Origin of the sequence: Glaciimonas sp. Gout2, assembly GCF_035018905.1 — a bacterium.
Classification (GTDB): Bacteria; Pseudomonadota; Gammaproteobacteria; order Burkholderiales; family Burkholderiaceae_D; genus Glaciimonas.
Genome location: NZ_JASJXA010000010.1, coordinates 54,949 through 74,365, shown reverse-complemented (window position 1 = coordinate 74,365; position 19,417 = coordinate 54,949). Strand labels below are relative to the sequence as shown.

General features: G+C 48.5%; 16 protein-coding genes and 1 tRNA gene. 9 read left to right on the top strand and 8 right to left on the bottom strand.

Going from position 1 to position 19,417, the window contains the following annotated elements; all coding sequences use genetic code 11:
- The 8 genes from QN379_RS09465 to ychF all read left to right on the top strand — a co-directional run bounded on the left by QN379_RS09465 (position 1) and on the right by ychF (position 9,387).
- On the top strand, positions 1 to 717 hold the full coding sequence (locus QN379_RS09465; RefSeq protein ID WP_322233491.1) for an outer membrane lipoprotein LolB: 717 nt from the start codon (positions 1 to 3) through the stop codon (positions 715 to 717).
- Positions 718 to 829: 112 nt separating this feature from the next.
- Positions 830 to 1,693: a 4-(cytidine 5'-diphospho)-2-C-methyl-D-erythritol kinase gene (ispE, locus tag QN379_RS09460; RefSeq protein WP_322240242.1), complete on the top strand. Its 864-nt coding sequence runs from the start codon at positions 830 to 832 to the stop codon at positions 1,691 to 1,693.
- Positions 1,694 to 1,772: 79 nt separating this feature from the next.
- Positions 1,773 to 1,849, top strand: a tRNA-Gln gene (locus QN379_RS09455).
- A gap of 231 nt (positions 1,850 to 2,080) precedes the next feature.
- Entirely contained in the window at positions 2,081 to 3,034 is a 954-nt protein-coding gene (locus QN379_RS09450) for a ribose-phosphate pyrophosphokinase (RefSeq protein WP_205323061.1), read from the top strand.
- Between the two features lie 121 nt (positions 3,035 to 3,155).
- Positions 3,156 to 3,776, top strand: a complete 621-nt coding sequence (locus tag QN379_RS09445; protein ID WP_322233493.1) for a 50S ribosomal protein L25/general stress protein Ctc — start codon at positions 3,156 to 3,158, stop codon at positions 3,774 to 3,776.
- A gap of 281 nt (positions 3,777 to 4,057) precedes the next feature.
- The gene (gene pth, locus QN379_RS09440) at positions 4,058 to 4,642 is read left to right on the top strand and encodes an aminoacyl-tRNA hydrolase (RefSeq protein WP_322233495.1); all 585 of its coding nucleotides are present in this window, start codon (positions 4,058 to 4,060) and stop codon (positions 4,640 to 4,642) included.
- A 1,227-nt stretch (positions 4,643 to 5,869) separates the two neighbouring features.
- A complete protein-coding gene (locus QN379_RS09435) occupies positions 5,870 to 7,675 on the top strand; it encodes an autotransporter outer membrane beta-barrel domain-containing protein (RefSeq protein ID WP_323506554.1) in 1,806 nt (601 codons plus the stop codon).
- A gap of 620 nt (positions 7,676 to 8,295) precedes the next feature.
- Positions 8,296 to 9,387, top strand: coding sequence for a redox-regulated ATPase YchF (ychF, locus tag QN379_RS09430; protein WP_322233497.1), 1,092 nt, complete (start codon positions 8,296 to 8,298; stop codon positions 9,385 to 9,387).
- Positions 9,388 to 9,666: 279 nt separating this feature from the next.
- On the opposite strand, the gene QN379_RS09425 is transcribed toward ychF, so the two are convergent.
- From QN379_RS09425 to QN379_RS09390, 8 genes are all read right to left on the bottom strand, one after another.
- The gene (locus QN379_RS09425) at positions 9,667 to 10,308 is read right to left on the bottom strand and encodes an FHA domain-containing protein (RefSeq protein ID WP_323506536.1); all 642 of its coding nucleotides are present in this window, start codon (positions 10,306 to 10,308) and stop codon (positions 9,667 to 9,669) included.
- 188 nt (positions 10,309 to 10,496) lie between these two features.
- On the bottom strand, positions 10,497 to 11,321 hold the full coding sequence (locus tag QN379_RS09420) for a Stp1/IreP family PP2C-type Ser/Thr phosphatase (RefSeq protein ID WP_323506535.1): 825 nt from the start codon (positions 11,319 to 11,321) through the stop codon (positions 10,497 to 10,499).
- Between the two features lie 444 nt (positions 11,322 to 11,765).
- Entirely contained in the window at positions 11,766 to 12,647 is an 882-nt protein-coding gene (sucD, locus tag QN379_RS09415; protein WP_205323055.1) for a succinate--CoA ligase subunit alpha, read from the bottom strand.
- Positions 12,648 to 12,743: 96 nt separating this feature from the next.
- Positions 12,744 to 13,934 carry an ADP-forming succinate--CoA ligase subunit beta gene (gene sucC / locus QN379_RS09410; RefSeq protein WP_322240246.1) on the bottom strand — a complete coding sequence of 397 codons (1,191 nt, stop codon included), beginning with the start codon at positions 13,932 to 13,934 and terminating at the stop codon, positions 12,744 to 12,746.
- Positions 13,935 to 14,004: 70 nt separating this feature from the next.
- Positions 14,005 to 14,637: a DUF2889 domain-containing protein gene (locus QN379_RS09405; RefSeq protein ID WP_322233505.1), complete on the bottom strand. Its 633-nt coding sequence runs from the start codon at positions 14,635 to 14,637 to the stop codon at positions 14,005 to 14,007.
- 370 nt (positions 14,638 to 15,007) lie between these two features.
- A complete protein-coding gene (gene recX / locus QN379_RS09400; protein ID WP_323506534.1) occupies positions 15,008 to 15,499 on the bottom strand; it encodes a recombination regulator RecX in 492 nt (163 codons plus the stop codon).
- A gap of 272 nt (positions 15,500 to 15,771) precedes the next feature.
- Positions 15,772 to 16,896, bottom strand: a complete 1,125-nt coding sequence (gene recA, locus QN379_RS09395; protein ID WP_322233509.1) for a recombinase RecA — start codon at positions 16,894 to 16,896, stop codon at positions 15,772 to 15,774.
- A gap of 329 nt (positions 16,897 to 17,225) precedes the next feature.
- Positions 17,226 to 17,801 (bottom strand): XRE family transcriptional regulator, encoded by a 576-nt coding sequence (locus QN379_RS09390; RefSeq protein WP_322233511.1) that lies wholly within the window; start codon positions 17,799 to 17,801, stop codon positions 17,226 to 17,228.
- Between the two features lie 395 nt (positions 17,802 to 18,196).
- Between QN379_RS09390 and kbl the strand changes: the two genes are divergently transcribed.
- Entirely contained in the window at positions 18,197 to 19,405 is a 1,209-nt protein-coding gene (kbl, locus tag QN379_RS09385) for a glycine C-acetyltransferase (RefSeq protein WP_322233513.1), read from the top strand.
- The last annotated feature ends 12 nt before the right edge of the window (positions 19,406 to 19,417 follow it).

Sequence of the window (19,417 nt, the reverse complement as noted above, 5' to 3'; positions counted from 1 at the left end):
ATGAGCACAGACATCCCGTCAGGGTTGAATGCGTTGATTTCCAGCGGCGGACTGGGATTTCATCGGAAATTAGCGCAGTTGACAAAGCGCACTACTTTTACCGCCATTAGCCTGGCTGCCGCTTTGACGATCAGCGGTTGCGCGGCACTCACAACGCCTGCGCCACCACCCGCTTCAGCTATTAATGGCGTTAGTCGTTCGTATCATCAGGCGATTGATTTAAGTGGGCGGTTGTCGGTCCGCTATCAACAGGATGGCAAAGAACAAGCGCTGCACGGCAGCTTCACCTGGGCGCAAACTAGCCAGCACACGCTCGTTACGTTGCTTTCCCCGCTGGGTCAAACTTTGGCGACCATTGATATAACACCCAAACAATCAACTCTTCATCAAGCCGGTCAGCCATCACGCACGGCAGCAGATGTCGATCTATTGACCGCGCAAGCACTGGGATGGCCACTGCCCATTGCGGGTCTGCGGGACTGGTTGCAGGGCTTTGGTACTGATGTCAATAGCAAACCCTTTAACGTCAATCCGGCCAGCGATAACGGGGTGACAACCGTTACTACCACCGATCACTGGTCCATTCAATATGCTAGTTGGCAGCCTGCAGAAGGCGCCGCCAACCCCCTGCCGAAACGCATTGATCTGACGCGCAATACCGCGCAAGCTGGCGACGTGGCTATCCGTATCGTGATTGATAGCGCGCAGCCGCACTAAATCGTGCCATTGCATTCTTACAGACCAAAGCGGTCAGTGAGATTGCGAATGGATGGCCTTAATTCAGCATGTGCGCCATTTTCGGCGCTTATTACCCGCACCTTTATCCGTTATGACCCGTACGCTTAAAAACTGCCCTGCTCCTGCCAAATTAAACCTTTTCCTGCACGTTAATGGGCGGCGCGCAGACGGATATCATCTATTGCAGACAGTGTTTCAATTGCTTGATTACTGTGATCTGCTGGACTTCGAAACACGGGACGACGGGATCATTCAACGTATTACCGACATTCCAGGTATACCGGCGGAAACTGACCTGATCGTGCGCGCGGCAAAATTGCTACAAACGGCGATGCAAAAAAAATTAGGTCAACCACCACCCGGCGCCAACATTACCGTAAACAAAATATTGCCGATGGGCGGTGGTCTGGGAGGCGGCTCATCGGATGCCGCAACGACACTAATGGCACTAAATCACCTATGGGACGGTGGTTTCAGCCGCGCAGAGTTAATGGTGATCGGGCTGCAATTAGGAGCGGATGTACCATTTTTTATATTCGGTCAAAATGCATTTGCCGAGGGTGTTGGCGAGACGCTGATGCCAGTCGATACCCGGGATTACTGGTACATCGTCATCGAACCCGGCGTTCAAATTTCCACTTCGTTAATATTTTCGTCAGAAGAATTGACACGGACGACAAAATTGGTCAAAATAGCGGACTTTTCAGGGCATCAGGATTGCTTCGGAAAGAATGATTTACAAATCGTTGCTACCAAGCTTTTTCCAGCTGTTGCCGAAGTCATTAATTGGCTGAACGCATATGGAAATGCGCGGATGACCGGTTCTGGTGCATGCGTCTTCTGCGCCTTTGAACAGGAAAGTCAAGCCGATGAAGTACTGAAATTAGTACCTCAACGTTGGAAAGTGTGGAAAGCTAAAGGAATAAGCTTCCATCCTTTAAAAGATTTGCTATAATCTGGTCCCTAATTCGTTGGTCATGAAATGCAAGCGCTAGATTAGCGCATTGACGATTTTGATCGACAACAAGTTGCGTAGGGGAGTCGCCAAGTTGGTTAAGGCACTGGATTTTGATTCCAGCATTCGAAGGTTCGAGTCCTTCCTCCCCTGCCATAAAGTTCTTGTGCTATCCGTATCTGTTGGTAGTACAAAATAATTAACACCAAGGCAGCAAGAGAAACAGCGTTTTATGTGGCAGCAACACCGCCCGTAGCATCGCGAAAAATACGACAATACAAGAACAAGCCGCCAACGCAAGACTGTCACAGTCGGGCATTGTCGGCTTTTTAACTTGGATTTTCAACTTGGCTTTTTAACTTTTAACGACTGTACTCAGGGATCTCCATGGCACTCGAAAACCTTATGGTTTTTACCGGCAACGCAAACCCGGAACTAGCTATTGGAGTTGCCAAACAGCTCGGCATTCCGTTGGGCAAAGCGAACGTCACCAAATTCTCTGATGGTGAAATAGCCGTCGAAATTAACGAAAATGTCCGTGGTAAAGACGTCTTCGTTCTGCAATCGACCTGCGCGCCGACCAACGACAGCTTAATGGAAATCATGTTGATGGTTGATGCACTTAAACGTGCTTCTGCTGGTCGCATTACTGCGGCAATTCCTTACTTTGGTTATGCTCGCCAGGATCGCCGTCCGCGCTCAGCGCGCGTTGCGATTTCGGCAAAAGTGGTTGCCAATATGTTGCAGGAAGCTGGCGTTGAACGTGTATTGATTATGGATCTGCATGCAGACCAAATTCAGGGATTTTTCGACATCCCTGTTGACAATATCTACGCGTCGCCCATTTTATTGGGTGACCTGGTAAGCAAAAATTATGATGATCTGCTGGTCGTTTCTCCAGATGTCGGCGGCGTAGTACGTGCTCGGGCTCTGGCAAAACGTCTGAATTGCGATCTGGCTATTATCGATAAACGTCGTCCAAAAGCCAACGTTTCCGAAGTCATGAACATCATCGGTGAAGTCGAAGGCCGTAACTGCGTGATTATGGATGACATGGTCGATACCGCCGGCACCCTGACCAAAGCAGCTGAAGTATTGAAAGAACGCGGCGCGAAGAAGGTCGTTGCTTATTGTACGCACCCGGTATTGTCCGGTCCGGCCCTCGAGCGCATCGTCAATTCTCCGCTAGACGAATTAGTGGTAGTCGACACGATCCCACTTTCTGCCGAAGCAAAAGCCTGCGGCAAGATTCGCCAATTGTCATGCGCAGAGTTGCTAGCCGAGACATTCAAGCGCATTAGCAGAGGCGACTCAGTCATGTCGCTATTTGCTGAATCGTAATATTTTTTAAGAATTTATACCCCCCGAACTGGGATTGTCCCTTTCGGTGGTGTACTTAAATCCCCTGGTCGCGGGAGATTTTTACCGCAAGATGCAAATCTTGCAAACATGGAGTTTCAAAATGAAAGTTATCGCATTTGTTCGCAAAGAGCTGGGTACCGGAGCGAGCCGCCGCCTGCGCATTGCTGGCCAAACACCAGGAATCGTATACGGTGGTTCTGACGCGCCAGTTAACCTGTCGCTCGATCACAACGCGCTTTACCACGCGCTGAAGAAAGAAGCATTCCACTCTTCGATCCTTGATCTGGAAATCGACGGCGCTGTGCAAAAAGTGTTGTTGCGCGACTTCCAAGTCCACGCATACAAACAGTTAGTCTTGCACGCAGATTTCCAACGCGTAGACGCGACACACGCGATCCACGTTAAAGTCCCACTGCATTTCATCAACGCAGACGTTTCGCCAGCAGTGAAATTGTCGGCTGGTATCATCAGCCACGTTATCACTGACCTGGACATTTCTTGCTTGCCTAAAGACTTGCCAGAGTTCGTCGAAGTTGATCTGTCCGCTCTGGATGTGGGTCACTCGATTCACTTGGTCGACCTGAAGTTGCCTAATGGCGTGACAGTTGTCAGCCAGGAAAATCTGACAATCGCAACTGCTGCGATTCCAGCTGGTAAGGTTGAAGCTGAAGTACCTGCTTCCGTTGTTGCCGCTGCTGCTCCTGCTGCAGAAAAAAAATAATGTAATTAGTCAGCATGTTTTGTGACGAGAGAACCCGCCCCTTGTGGCGGGTTTTTTTTATTACCATCCTTATACCCAACTAATCCACGATCCCTAACCAGCTATCGGACGATCCCAATCACGATAGTCGTAACATTGACGGTGAACTAACCAGATTGCAACAGTTGGGTATTTACCCCTAAAATCGATACAAGAGCGTAAAGCTGCCTAATGGGATGTAAGCAAAATGCCATTCGCGTTTATATCGCCTCAAATCCACCGCACGCTTTATTCGGAATCTCATGTCTATTCGCCTCATCGTTGGCCTCGGTAATCCCGGCCCGGAATACGAGCAAACACGCCATAACGCCGGCTTCTGGCTAGTCGACAATCTGGCGCAAGATCTCGGCTGCAGCCTTCAGCGCAAAGCTGATTTCAAAGCACTCATGGTAAAAACAAGAATTAATGCGCAAGAAGTATGGCTTCTTGAACCGCAAACCTTCATGAATCGTTCCGGCCAATCCGTCGGCGCATTAGCGCGCTTTTATAAAATTTCTCCTGAGGAAGTTTTAGTGGTACATGACGAACTGGATTTGTTACCAGGCATCGCCAAACTAAAAAAAGGCGGTTCATCCGGTGGTCACAATGGCCTAAAAGATATTACCGCTGCACTCGGAACGCAAGACTACTGGCGCTTGCGCATCGGCATCGGACACCCGCGCACCTTAAATTTACAACAGGCTGTGGCTGACTTTGTCTTGCATCGACCACGTAAAGAAGAACAACCACTCCTTGATGAGGCCATCGCAGAAAGCCTAAAAGTCATCCCAATGCTGTGCGACGGCAAATTTTCTGAAGCAACCATGCTATTGCATACCGCCAAATAAGCTCCGCTGATGCGTTGCGCCATTAGATCAAGAGAGAAATTCAGCTTCATTTGGACGCTAATCGACCCATTTTAAGACGCATTTAATATAAAAACATTGTCAACCAATTCAATTTGATAGCGTTTTGATATTGTACCGCTGCCCATGCGGTTAACACTTCAACCACTAGAAGGAGTGAAAATGAAAAAGCTACTTTGCCTTGTGGCACTTGTCCTGGGATGTATTCCGTTCGCGCAAGCACAAGATCACCGTCCAATGATGCGCCACCATCACCATCATCATTACTCTCAACACCACCACAGACCTCATCATTATCGTTAATGCGTTGTGAAGCCTCCTTTTTGTGAGGCCATCATAGTGAATGCGATGTTCTAGCTGAGATAAGGAAGCCAATATGCGTAAGCTAGGGCAATCACATCTAGGCTTATGACAATTAACGCTATCAGGATGGAATAAAGACGCTTCTAACGTTCTGCGCTTCGAGCAACTCTCGTTCGAAGCGCGTTTTCTCCCCAACCTCCATCACCGCTCGCCCTTTGCTATAAAAATGGTGTCCAATGCCCGTGTCCTACGGACTTTTATTGTCCAACAGCCCAAAAAACCTACATCCACAGTTTCGAACTAAAAAAGGGGCACGATTCGACCTTCGCCAACCAATCCAAATATCAGGAAATGTAGAGATTCGTAGAATTATCAATGTATTTTCTTGGCATGATGAGATAATCAAAATAGAAAAAATAACAACATTTCTACCGTTGTTTGAAAATGGTTATGCATACTTGCCGAGCGCATTAGCCGCTTCACACTGTATTAATGGCCGTTGTGCCTAAATGAACAGTGATGTTCTCACTGCGCGCAACACCAGATTAGGAGGAAATAATGTTTTTTCTGCGCCTGTTTTATTTTCAGAAGTATTCGGTAAAAAAATAGATGATTGCTTACAGTCTCAGCCGGAAAACAAGAGCAATCGAAATGTAGTCCGAACTACCCAAAAAAATACGGATTGCCCCTATCACTGCAGACACAAAATACATCAATTATCTTAGGAGAATTTCTTTGGCACTGCTCCCGTTTGCACTCTCACGTCGCGCTTCTTTTTTTTCAACACTACTTTCTCTGCGCCCGGAATGCCAAGCTCGCAGAACTGGGTGGACTCTCGCTATCAGCGCCAGTATTGGGATAGGCCTGTGCATAGCGCCCGTCGCGTCTGCCTCGAATTTTTCACAAATGGTTTTTTTTGGCGATTCCTTAATGGATAGCGGCTTTTATACCGGTGTCGGTCAACAGCCATCTTTTACGACCAATCCTGATTTGATCTGGACGCAATTACTGGCACATAAAAATGGCCTGACTGCCGACCCAGCTTATGTGCTGACGCCGAATGGCGTGGTACCGTTGAGCGGAACAAATTACGCTGTTGGCGGCGCGCAAACAAGCCAGGCCTCTTTGGATCCGGCGAGTGGATACTTGACTCCCTCTATCACCGATCAGGTGAATGGTTATTTAGCCAGCCACCCTAAAGTGGATAAAAATGCCCTTTACACCGTATGGGCGGGCTCCAACGACGTTTTTGCTTATACAACCCTGAATCAGGCGGGACTAGGAGACCCAGATCCTGCGGTGCAAGCAGCCACCGCACAAACGATCGTCGGACTAGTCGCGGGTGAAGCCGTTAACGTTGCAGGATTGGTGGGCGCGTTGCAACACGCTGGCGCAGGAAAAGTAATGGTATTGAATTTGCCCGATATCGGAAATACGCCACTGGCGGCTCAACTCGGATTACAGCAATTATGGACGGCTTCGACCTACACATTTAATCAAACCTTGAATCAAAGTCTGAACAAGTTAGGCGGCAATATTGTTGCATTAGATGTCTTCAGTCTGCTGGATGAAGTAATCCGCAATCCGACGCTATACGGTTTTAAAAATGTCATATCAGCGGCATGTACAACACCCGATTCTGGCACTTGCACGGCAGCTACCTTAGTAGAGCCGAACGCAAATATGACCTACCTATTCGCCGATAGCGTGCATCCCAGCGGCGCAGCCCAGGCAATCCTCGCCCAATATGCGCAGTCGGTATTGTTAGCACCAACGCAGATTAGTATGCTGGCTTCAGCGCCGTTAGTCGGCACACAAGCCCAAACGCTCGCCATCGATAATCGTTTGCGTTTATTCGGCCTGGCACCAGCAAACGTAGGCAAGCCAGAAGCCTACGCGGTAGTTGGCAATACCCAGCGTAACTACAGCAGAACCGATAATATGCAGGGCCTGGATGGTTCCGCCACGAGTGCCACAGTGGGAATTGATTACGCGATTAATCGGCAGTGGATGATTGGAACCGCGTTTGGTTACGGTCAAAATAAAGAAAATTTTGGCAGCAATACCGGACACTTCAAGCTGGATCAAACCATGATCTCAGCCTATACCCAATACCGTGATGGCGCATGGGCTGTCAATGCTATCGGCTTAGCCGGTTTGCTTGACTATAACAATGTCACCCGAAGTATCTTGCTGGGTCAGGCTTTACGTAACGAAAACGGTAAGACTTCAGGTGATCAAGTACTTCTGCGCTTAGGCGCTCAATATGACTTCACACTAGGCGCCGCCGTATTGAGTCCTCTGGTTAATTTGACCTGGCAACAGATAAAGGTCGATGCATATGATGAACTGGGTAACGACAGCACAGCCATGCACTTTGACGCGCAAACACGTACATCGCTAGTATCCAGCGTTGGGCTGCAATTAACCTCCAATCAAACTATGTGGGGCTTTACGATCCAACCATTTGCCAAACTAGCGTGGGACAGAGAATTGAAAAATACGCCGGATGATGTCCGTGCGCATGTGGTCGGAATGGGTGGCAGTTTTGGGATGCCAGGGTATCAAAGCGCGGCAAACACAACCCATCTTGATCTGGGTGCGAACATCAAACTGGCAGCCGATACAACTGCCTTTGCAAATTATAGCGGTCAGTTCGCGAGTGGAAATAAAGCCAATACATTCCAGCTCGGCGTCGCTAAAATATTTTAAGTTCTGATCAAACATAAAAAAGCAAGCGCCGTTCCCTAGCACCGGAACGGCGCACCCTCTTCTACTTCTGATATTCAGGCGCGGCAAATCACAACTTTATATAAGCTCATGATAGTGAGTGACACATCATCGCCGAATCGACAAGAAATGGTCCGCTCATGACTACGCATTTTTACTCCAGGTGCGGGTGGTTCTGATTGCAACGCACGCAAGACTATTTACAGCAATTCAGCCGAACGTACCTGTTCACCGACAAAATGCATCTGAAAACCTTTACACCGCGCCTATGTTGCGTGAAAGTCGCGCTATTTGCACACAAAACCGATGTAAAGCAGGATCTCGCAGATATCCAGCCGTTTTAGGTCAGCGCCGTTGGCAGAAGACCTTCCGAGAGAGTTACAATAGGCATCTTTTTGAACAAAGTCTCGATAAAATTGGTGAACGTCACCCAAGTTTGTTGGTACTGTTGCAAGTCTGTTGTGCATCCTCGTTGTGAATCTTCGTTACGCGTCCTGGCTTATTGGCACTTCGAATCGCCGACGCGCATTTAACCTGACACTGCGCCGGACCGCTTCATCTGTAACTGTTCCTGTGTAACCTATTGATCTAGAAAGATTTTCATGAGTCTCAAGTGCGGCATCGTCGGCCTACCTAACGTTGGCAAATCTACCCTGTTTAATGCACTGACTAAAGCAGGCATTCCAGCAGAAAATTATCCATTCTGCACTATCGAACCGAATGTCGGCATGGTGGAAGTACCAGACCCGCGCTTGACGTCGCTAGCCGAAATTGTCAAGCCAGAGCGGATTCTGCCTGCGACGGTTGAGTTTGTGGACATCGCTGGTCTGGTAGCCGGCGCTTCCAAAGGCGAAGGCCTTGGTAATCAGTTTCTAGCCCATATCCGCGAAACAGACGCCATCGTCAATGTAGTACGCTGCTTTGAAGATGACAATGTCATCCACGTTGCTGGCAAAGTCAGCCCGCTAGACGATATCGAAGTTATCCAGACCGAATTAGCGCTAGCCGACATGGGAACGGTCGAGAAAGCGATTCATCGCGAAAACAAAAAGGCCCGATCCGGCGACAAGGATGCAGCCAAGCTAGTCGCAGTATTAGAACGTTTGATGCCGGAATTGAACCAGGCCAAGCCAGTACGCGCTTGTGGCCTTGATGAAGAAGAAATGGCGCTGATCAAGCCACTTTGTTTGATTACGGCAAAGCCCGCGATGTATGTTGCCAATGTTTCAGATACCGGCTTCACAAACAATCCATTGCTCGATCAATTAACCGCGTACGCCGCGTCGCAAAACGCACCGATGGTACCAATTTGCGCATCAATTGAATCTGAAATTTCAGACCTCGATGAAGCCGACAAACACGAGTTTCTGGCAGACATGGGCATGGAAGAGCCGGGTCTGGATCGTCTGATTCGTGCTGCATTTAAGTTGCTCGGTCTGCAAACCTATTTCACTGCGGGCGTGAAAGAAGTCCGCGCCTGGACCATCCACGTCGGTGATACCGGGCCCCAAGCAGCAGGCGTTATTCATACTGACTTCGAACGCGGTTTCATTCGCGCACAAACAATCGCTTACGATGATTTCATTACGTATAAGGGTGAGGCTGGCGCTAAGGAAGCTGGCAAGATGCGCGCTGAAGGTAAAGAGTATGTAGTGAAAGATGGCGACGTTTTGAACTTCTTGTTTAACGTTTAGCATCTAATCTCTGAATCTAAATCGCCAACCAAAAAATGGCTGGCGATTCATTTGCCTCAAGAGATGCTACTTACTCATTTGTTCGGTAAGGACATCCTGACCGAATGCAAAGTCATTCTCCCTTCGTCAGCCCAAAAATAAGAAAACCAAATCGTTATCCGCTAAAGACGCCATGCGTTTCAGTTTTTTTAACGTTTGGTCAATTAATATCTATGGCTTTATGACGCTTTGGTCCGGGTATCTCTGGAGCGCGCAGCATTAAGCGTCGCGATCAGATAATCACCGCTTACCGGCAGTATTGATTTTTTGATATCCATTCCGAGGTTTCCAGGAAAACTGCATAGTCATTCCTGCAATATCAATTACATCCCCATCTGATAGCGACCATGCCCCCACCTTCAGCGGTGCACCGTTGACACGCGTGTAGGTATTTCCCTCAACGTGCGTTAGCTCATAACCGTGCGCTCTACGCGCCACAATGGCAACTTGAACACCAGGACGGCCAATTGTCGTCAGTACTTTCACCAACGCCAGTTTCTTGCCAGCACCGGGGCCGTCAATCACGGTAACGATCGCATCAGGACGCAGCGACGGAAACATCTTCAGATGGTGGTCCTCGCTGATATCCTCAACCGCGTCGACGAGATACACCAGTTTGTACTTCGCCATCTGTATGACGTCGTTGTGCTGTAAAAAATGTTTTGTAACGGCATGCCCGTTGACTTGCGTGCCGTTAGTGCTGCTCAGGTCTTCCAAAAACGAATCATTATAGATAGTGATGATGACAGCATGTTCACCGCTAACAGCGGGGCTGTCGATCACCAGGTCATTGTGAGGGCGCCGACCGATGGTAGTGCGCTCCTTATGGAGGACCATTTCCTGAACGACATTGTCCCCTTCGGTTAATACAATCTTCGCCATTCCTATCTCTCTCGTTTTATGTGGACAACTGGAGAAATATTATTTTAAATACATTTTCTCAGGATTGATATCAATTTCTACTCGTTTTTCCCTGTTGAGAAAATTAAAAACGTTGATGCTACAAGTGCAATTATGAGCGCTCGGGTCCCAGCGCTTTGTGAGTGAATCACAATGGGTATCCATAGGTGTTAATGACTCGGCTTTAATTGCTCTGCGGCACTGCATTGGGAGTCATTCTGGGCATCATTACTAACAACTTTTATTAACACTACAGAAATATTATCTTGCCCACCGCCTTCATTAGCGGCTTTTATCAGGAGTTCACATGCTGCTTTCGAATCATCGCTTGTGGCGTTGATAATGTTTTTAATTTGCAGTGGTGAAAGGCGGTCTGATAAGCCGTCAGAACACAACAAAAAAAGATCGCCGACCTCCACCGCTTGCTCTTGCACGTCGACTACCAGTTGATGCTCTACACCTACTGCGCGCGTAATCACATTACGATTCATGGCGAATGCTGCTTGTTCTTGCGTTAAAAGCCCTGCAGAAATTTGCTCTTGTACCAGAGAATGATCTCGCGTTAATTGCGCCAACTCGCCATTGCGCAACACATAGGCGCGTGAATCACCAACATGTGCAATGCTCACGCAATCACCCTGAAACCACGCCAGCACCACCGTCGTCCCCATTCCGCGATATTCAGGATGTTGGCGGGCAGTCTCGATAATTGTGCTGTTGGCCTTTCGAACAGCCTGAATTAAACACAGACGCCTAACCGCTGGTTGATCATCTGGATGACTATATTGGTTTTCACGTTGATGCCGCTCTACCGCATGCTGAATTGTCACCGTGGCGATGCCACTTGCCACTTCGCCCGCGTTATAGCCGCCCATCCCATCCGCCAAAATAGCCAGTTGCAAAACCTCGCTTATCGCAATAGCATCCTCATTTTCTGGTCGCACCATGCCAACATCGGTCTTGGCAAAAAAATCAAATCGTAAAGGAATGGACATTTTCAGTAGCGATCAAAAGAGTATAGATATCAGGCAAATGCTGATCTAAATGTATTTTCGTTGGTTAATAGAACGACAGCAACATAAAAAAAGGCGAAAAACTAGATATTTCTTGATGACGTACATGGTTGTTTGGCGAAGCCGTTCAAACACCTTAACTCCCAAGAGAAATCTTAACTTATCTATTGTGTAGTGAATCATCGCAGTCCATGTAGATAACGAAATCGTCTGGCATCTCATCCATCCAAAGTCCTCGAAGGCCCACTCTGAAAAAGCCTCGTAGCCATGTCATTGCTGAGGGAAGCAACATAAAACTTGCGATTTTCGGTAGCGTAGAAAATAGCCGACATAACAAAATCAGCACTAAACGGTTAACGACTGGCCACAAAAAAGGAGCCGAAGCTCCTTTTTATTCATTCAATTACAATCAGGCAAGTAGCCGGATTACAACATCGCCATCAACAAACGCGCCATCTCAGACGGATTCTTAGTGGTTTTGATACCGCAAGCTTCCATGATGTCGAGTTTTGCTTGTGCTGTATCAGCACCGCCAGAAATCAACGCACCGGCATGACCCATACGTTTGCCCGGAGGCGCTGTAACGCCAGCGATAAAGTTAACGACCGGCTTTTTCATGTTGTCTTTGATCCAGTAAGCTGCATTAGCCTCATCAGGACCGCCGATTTCACCGATCATGATGACCGCATCGGTATCAGGATCGTCATTGAACATCTTCATGATATCGATATGTTTCAGGCCGTTGATTGGATCGCCGCCGATACCAACTGCCGATGATTGACCCAGACCCAGCGCGGTCAACTGACCGACTGCTTCATACGTCAATGTACCCGAACGCGATACCACACCGATACGGCCTCGCTTGTGAATATGGCCTGGCATGATACCAATTTTGATTTCGTCCGGCGTGATCAGACCTGGGCAATTTGGTCCTAGAAGCAAAGTCTTGCTACCGGATTTAGCCATACGGTCTTTCAATGCCAGCATATCGCGGACAGGAATACCTTCCGTGATACAGATCGCCAGATCCAGTTCTGCTTCAACCGCTTCCCAAATCGCTGCTGCCGCGCCTGCTGGCGGCACATAAATCACTGAAACGTTAGCGCCGGTAGCGGCCTTGGCTTCTGCGACGTTAGCGAAAATAGGAATGCCTTCGAAATCTTCACCGGCTCTTTTAGGGTTCACGCCAGCGACAAAAGCTTCTTTGCCATTTGCATAATCACGGCAACCGCGCGTGTGGTATTGACCGGTTTTGCCAGTGATACCTTGGGTGACGACTTTTGTATCTTTGTTAATCAGGATCGACATGTTTGTTCCTTGCCTTATTTTTGAGCGTGAATCAATTCGTCAACGTAAGTGCAAATTGATCGTCGCTAAATTCTCAGATCGCTAAAACCAATGCGATTATTGACCGTTAGCTGCAGCAACAACTTTCTGCGCCGCTTCTTCCATGCTGTCGGCAGCAATGATAGGCAAGCCCGATTCCGCCAGCAATTTTTTGCCGATTTCTTCGTTGGTACCCTTCATGCGCACGACAAGTGGCACGCTCAATGAAACCGCCTTCGATGCAGCGATCACGCCTTCAGCGATCACGTCACAACGCATGATACCGCCGAAAATATTGACCAGAATTGCCTTCAAACTTGGATTCTTCAGCATGATCTTAAATGCTTCAGTCACTTTTTCTGCTGTAGCACCACCGCCTACATCAAGGAAGTTCGCTGGCTCGCCGCCGAACAATTTGATCGTGTCCATCGTGGCCATCGCCAGACCAGCGCCATTTACCAGGCAACCGATGTTACCGTCGAGTGAGATGTATGCCAGATCAAATTTCGATGCTTCGACTTCTGCTGGGTCTTCTTCGTCCAGATCGCGATAAGCAACGATTTCAGGTTGGCGATACAAAGCGTTAGGATCAAAGTTAAACTTCGCGTCCAAAGCAATAATTTTGCCAGAGCCAGTGACGATCAGCGGGTTGATTTCGGCCAATGAGCAATCGGTATCCCAATAAGCTTTGTATAGACCTTGCAGTTGTACCCGAGCGTCAGCAATAGAACCCGCTGGTACGCCGATTTTTGCGGAAATACTGTCCGCTTCTGCGTCAGTGAGTCCTGTCGATGGATCAATGACGACCTGATGAATTTTTTCCGGATGACTTTCAGCAACTTCTTCAATGTCCATGCCGCCTTCGCTCGATGCCATCAGCACCACGCGTTGACTAACACGGTCAGTTACCATACTGACGTATAGTTCTTGCTTGATGTCTGCGCCCTCTTCGATCAACAAACGACGCACTTTTTGACCTTCTGGGCCAGTTTGATGCGTGATCAGCTGCATGCCCAGGATTTCATTAGCGTATTCGCGAACTTGTTCAAGCGATTTAGCCACTTTCACGCCGCCGCCTTTACCGCGACCACCTGCATGAATTTGTGCCTTCACGACCCATACCGAACCGCCGAGAGTTTCAGCAGCTTTAACTGCCTCATCGACGCTCAGGCACGGAATACCGCGCGGTGTTGTTACCCCAAATTTACGGAGAATTTCTTTGCCCTGATACTCATGGATTTTCATGCGAGCTTCCCTTCTGACGCTGATTTAAATTAACTTGCTGGTTGGACTAGATAAATGCACTAAGAATTAAATTACAACAAAATCATTAACGACACTAACGGGGTTCGGACTGTATGTCCGGGGGCTTACTAACTGGCATGTTGGATTGTGTCTCAGGAATTTCTGGCCGCGCGGACGCCCACTTTGGATAAAATTGCGCGACAACCGCTCCATCCCTCCGCAGCGCGTAGCAACTTCCTACCTGAAATGGTTTTTTGTCTCCTGTACTCAACCGTGTCGGTGCCGTGCTGCCAACACTCGTTTCACCAGAAAACGCTTGAAGCGCAACAGTCGGCAATATTTGAGCAAGCTCAGTCAGATGAGTGCAAGCCAGCGCACCACCGACACGCTCTTTCAACGTATAGCGAAATCCTTTTAACAGATTCAGGCCAACTAATTGATTGTAGGCAGGGGAGACGGTATTGCAATGTCCGGGATAAGGCATGGCCTCAGAATGCACCGCGACCTCGGTAATGGTGTAGAGATTGTCTAGCGTTAAACGCAGCCATAAATCGTGCACAGCCTCGCCGGCTGGCAAAATTCCGTGCGGCAACTCAAGATCACTGGCTTTAATATCGGTAATGTGCGCGTCCAACTCCCATAAGCCATCGTCACGAATAAACGCGTCGACTTGTATGGTGCGCGTATGTGTCAGCGCCCTGCGAGAAGTAGGAGGTAATAGGGACATTTTTTTGGTCTGCTTTGCTTATCGCTACTACAGTTTCTATAGTAGCTGCCGCTCCTGCGGTTTGCAAAAAACCACAAAAGTGTAGCACAGATGTAGTGAATAGGTGAGTTTGTGTGCGTTGCAACAATCTCACAGTATGACCTAGTTACGGTAAATTTGCATGGCCGCCCGCGTATGGGCGATTTAAGCTGTTTAAATCACGTATATGAAAGAATGTGCGAGGATGTACAGGCATGTACAAGGATTGTACGAGGATCGTCGAAAATCCACTCTATTAGACGCATCAGACGTCTTCGGCATCATAAGAACCAAATTAGGTTAAGGCCCAAATTAGGACCGAACCGGTGGCAATAATATGTTGATGTCCGCCCTAAACAATCCCATCGTCATCAGATTCAACGGGCTCGAACGCATCGTCATCACCAACGCTGTTAATCGCAGCTTGCACCGCCCGATGAGAAAATCCGCGCTGCAATAAAAACCGCATCTGTTTGCCGCGTTCGATAGCATTAAGCGGTTGACGCCCAAATTTCCTCACCCACACTTCGCGGGCGCGGGCAAATTCGCCTTCTGCAAGCTGTGATTTAACCGCACTAATCGCATCGGCGGCGATACCGTGACTTTTTAATTCCATCACGATGCGGCTATTGCCATAACGTCCAGAGCGCCGATTAATAAGAGATTCGGAGAAGCGTTCTTGAGATAAAAATTTAGACTCCTCAAGCCAATCGAGCAAAACCTCTATGTCATCGCCCTCTTCGACATAACGCGATAACTTACGCTTTAACTCGATACGGCTATGCTCACGCATCGATAAGTAACGAAGCGCCCTGCCCTTCAGACTGACTGTTGGTTTTGCCATTACTGGATGCGGGTCATGTAACACAGCCCGCCTTATTAAAAAATATTTCCCAAAAACAAAACGTTACAAAACGTTGGGTTCGCTTTTACGACAGCACATTAAGTTTGCAGCGTCGCAACCTTATTTAAAACGCAATCTTAAAAGCACATAAGGAGTCAGGAGAAAGCTATAACCTCACTTAACACTCATCACGCTTATTTTGCACTCATCAAGAACAAAATAAAAATCGGACGAGGAGCCATGCGCCACCCGACCGATTCACTTTTCTTTGATTACTCTACTTTTGCGGCTAACGCTGCAGCTTCTTTGGCTGCTGCTTTTTCAGCGGCTTTTGCTGCTTTCTCAGCGGCTTTGTCGGTTTCTGTCGACACTGCGCCCTCTAGTAATGGTACGCCTAGTGATGCACGTACTTTGTTTTCGATTTCACGTGCCAGTTCTGGGCGCTCTTTCAGGTAGTTACGGGCGTTGTCTTTACCTTGACCAATACGCTCGCCGTTATAACTGTACCAGGCACCTGATTTTTCAACGATTTTGGCATCCGATCCAAGATCCAGAATTTCGCCTTCACGCGAAGTACCTGTACCGTACAGAATGTCGAAATGCGCTTCCTTAAACGGTGGTGCGATTTTGTTCTTCACAACTTTTACGCGTGTTTCGTTACCGATCACTTCGTCGCCTGATTTAATTGAGCCAGTACGACGAATATCCAGGCGGACCGAAGCGTAAAACTTCAGTGCGTTACCGCCGGTTGTTGTTTCCGGATTACCAAACATGACACCAATCTTCATCCGAATCTGGTTAATAAAAATCACCAGTGTATTCGTGCGATTAATGCTGCCAGTCAATTTACGCAATGCTTGTGACATCAGACGCGCTTGCAAGCCCGGCAAGGAATCGCCCATGTCGCCTTCGATTTCGGCGCGTGGCGTCAATGCGGCAACGGAATCGATAACAATCAGATCTACACCGCCGGAACGGACCAGCGCATCGGTAATTTCAAGCGCCTGTTCACCAGTATCCGGTTGTGAAATCAGCAGGTCTGCCAGATTGATCCCAAGCTTTTGAGCGTAACCGACGTCAAGCGCATGTTCTGCATCAATAAACGCACAGGTGCCGCCCAGCTTTTGCATTTCAGCAATGGTTTGCAGGGTCAGCGTGGTTTTACCGGATGATTCAGGGCCATAGATTTCGACCACACGACCGCGCGGCAATCCGCCAACGCCTAGCGCAATATCAAGACCTAATGAACCAGTGGAAACGACCTGGACCTCTTCGACCACGGCACCATCTTCCATGCGCATGATCGAACCCTTGCCGAATTGCTTTTCGATTTGTGCCAATGCTGCGGCAAGTGCCTTGCTTTTATCAGGATTTGCTGCGGATTTTTTATCGTCCATGGATTTTCTTTCGGCAAAAGGGGTGTAAGACTGTATTAATAAACAGTACTGTATAAAAAAACAGTGCGAATTGCAAGCGTTGTAAACTTAAAGTTAGATAATGTTGCAAACCAGCTGCAACCACTTTCTTTACCCGCATTGTAAACCCGTGTGGAATTTTGGTTGAAATCTTGATGCAAGAGGATACAAACTAACCGTCCTAGCAACGGGCTTGCCAACCCTGCCGACGCAGACAGTACGCCAGTACCGGGGCTAGCAGCGGCAAGGAAAGCAAAACGCGGCCAGGAGAGCAAAACGCCGCTTGGGCGATTTGCGTAAGCCCTCTGGATTTATCGGTGAATCACTACCAATAGAGCTCTCGCCTCGGTTTTTCCTGTGTTACGTATCACATGATTTTTGTCGGCGGGGTAGCGTGCAGTGCCACCAATTTTCAGCTTTTTCTTCACGCCATCCACGACGACCTCGACACCACCATTCAACAACGTTAAATGCTCCATCGTGCCAGGATCGTGCGGTGTGGAAACTAATGCCCCTTCCGGTGCCAACGTCAATTCGTACCATTCATATTTGCCGGCCAATTCCATCGGCCCGAGAATGCGCAGGACGTAACCAGCGTGAAGACCAGGCAAAGTAGGCGTTTCGTGCGGTTCCATGATGTGAATAGCTTCCCGTTCCGACGTTTCGGTAGCGAGCAATTCTTCTATACCAATACCTAAAGCGTTGGCCAATCGCCATGTCACCGCTATGGTCGGATTCGCTTTTTCACGTTCAATTTGCGACAGCATGGATTTAGACACGCCGGCCGCACGCGACAAATCGTCAAGCGTCAGACCGCGCTTAAGCCGTAGCCGTTGAAGCGTCGCGCCGACTTCGGGTGGTGTGTTGTGAGCAATAGGTGAATGCATAAATTTACTTGCTATGTTTAATGGCAGTCGTTAATATCCACTATATTGAATATTTGTTCGATATAGTGGATTCATATCTTTATATTGAACTTCATAGTAACAGATGCAACAGTCGATAATAGATCAAATAGATCCCAATACCCCACTAGGTGTTAAGCGTAGGCCGACGCCGTTTGCTAAAGCGTTCCGCTACCGGATTTTACAGCCACATTTATGGTTACAAAATTGACAAAAGACATAAGACTCAAAACGATAAATGGGGCCGTCATTTGGCCTTGGGCAACCGCTCACAATACGAAAATGCACACGATCGCCGTACAAGTTTTAAGATAGATAGTGAACATTAAAACCGTGGGTATTAAAACCGTCTGCATAAAAAACGACAAGGAATTGAAATGACGCCGACATCCTCAAAAGCAAGCTTCTTCGCCAGTCTCGACACCAACCTGAACGCTCTGCGCGAGCAAGGACTTTATAAGCCGGAACGCGTTATCAATTCGCGTCAGGGCGCCGAAGTTGTCTGTGACGACGGCCGCACTCTAATCAATCTTTGTGCGAACAATTATCTCGGCCTCTCCGGCGAAGAAAAATTGGTTCAGGCGTCGATTGATGCCACCAAGCAATATGGTTACGGTTTATCCTCGGTACGCTTTATTTGCGGCACGCAAACCGTGCACAAGCAATTGGAGCAAGCCTTGTCTAGATTCCTCGGGATGGAAGACACGATCTTGTACGCGGCGGCATTTGATGCCAACGGCGGCTTGTTCGAGCCATTATTTGACGAGCAAGACGCGATCATCTCCGACACACTGAATCACGCATCAATCATTGATGGCATTCGTCTGTGCAAGGCCGCGCGTTTTCGGTACACCCATAACGACATGACCGATCTCGAAATTCAGTTGCAGGCGGCTGGCGACAAGCGTCATAAGGTCATTGTCACTGACGGTGTATTTTCGATGGATGGCACGATTGCACAGCTCGACAAAATCTGCGATCTGGCTGACAAATACGGCGCACTGGTGATGATCGATGAATGCCACGCGTCGGGCTTCATGGGTTCGACCGGACGCGGTACGCACGAGCATCATCATGTGATGGGTCGGATAGATATCATCACCGGAACGCTCGGTAAAGCACTCGGCGGTGCAATGGGTGGTTTTACCGCTGCACGGCGTGAAGTGATTGAAACATTGCGGCAAAAATCTCGCCCCTATTTGTTTTCCAACACGTTGGCACCATCCATAGCAGGGACCTCGTTGACGGTATTAAATATGCTTTCAAACTCGACCGAGTTACGTGATCGTTTGCAGGCAAACACGGAGCATTTCCGGCGCGAAATCACTCAGTTGGGCTTCACCATCAAACCGGGTACGCATCCGATTGTGCCGGTGATGCTATTCGATGCGCCGATAGCCCAACAATTTGCGCAACGCTTGTATGCATTGGGCATTCTGGTTACCGGCTTTTTCTATCCGGTCGTACCAATGGGCCAGGCGCGGGTGCGCGTACAAATGTCGGCCGCCCACAGCACGCAACAACTCGATCTGGCATTAGCAGCATTTGCGCAAGTCGGCCATGAGCTCGGCCTCTTGAAACATTAAGACGGAAAACAA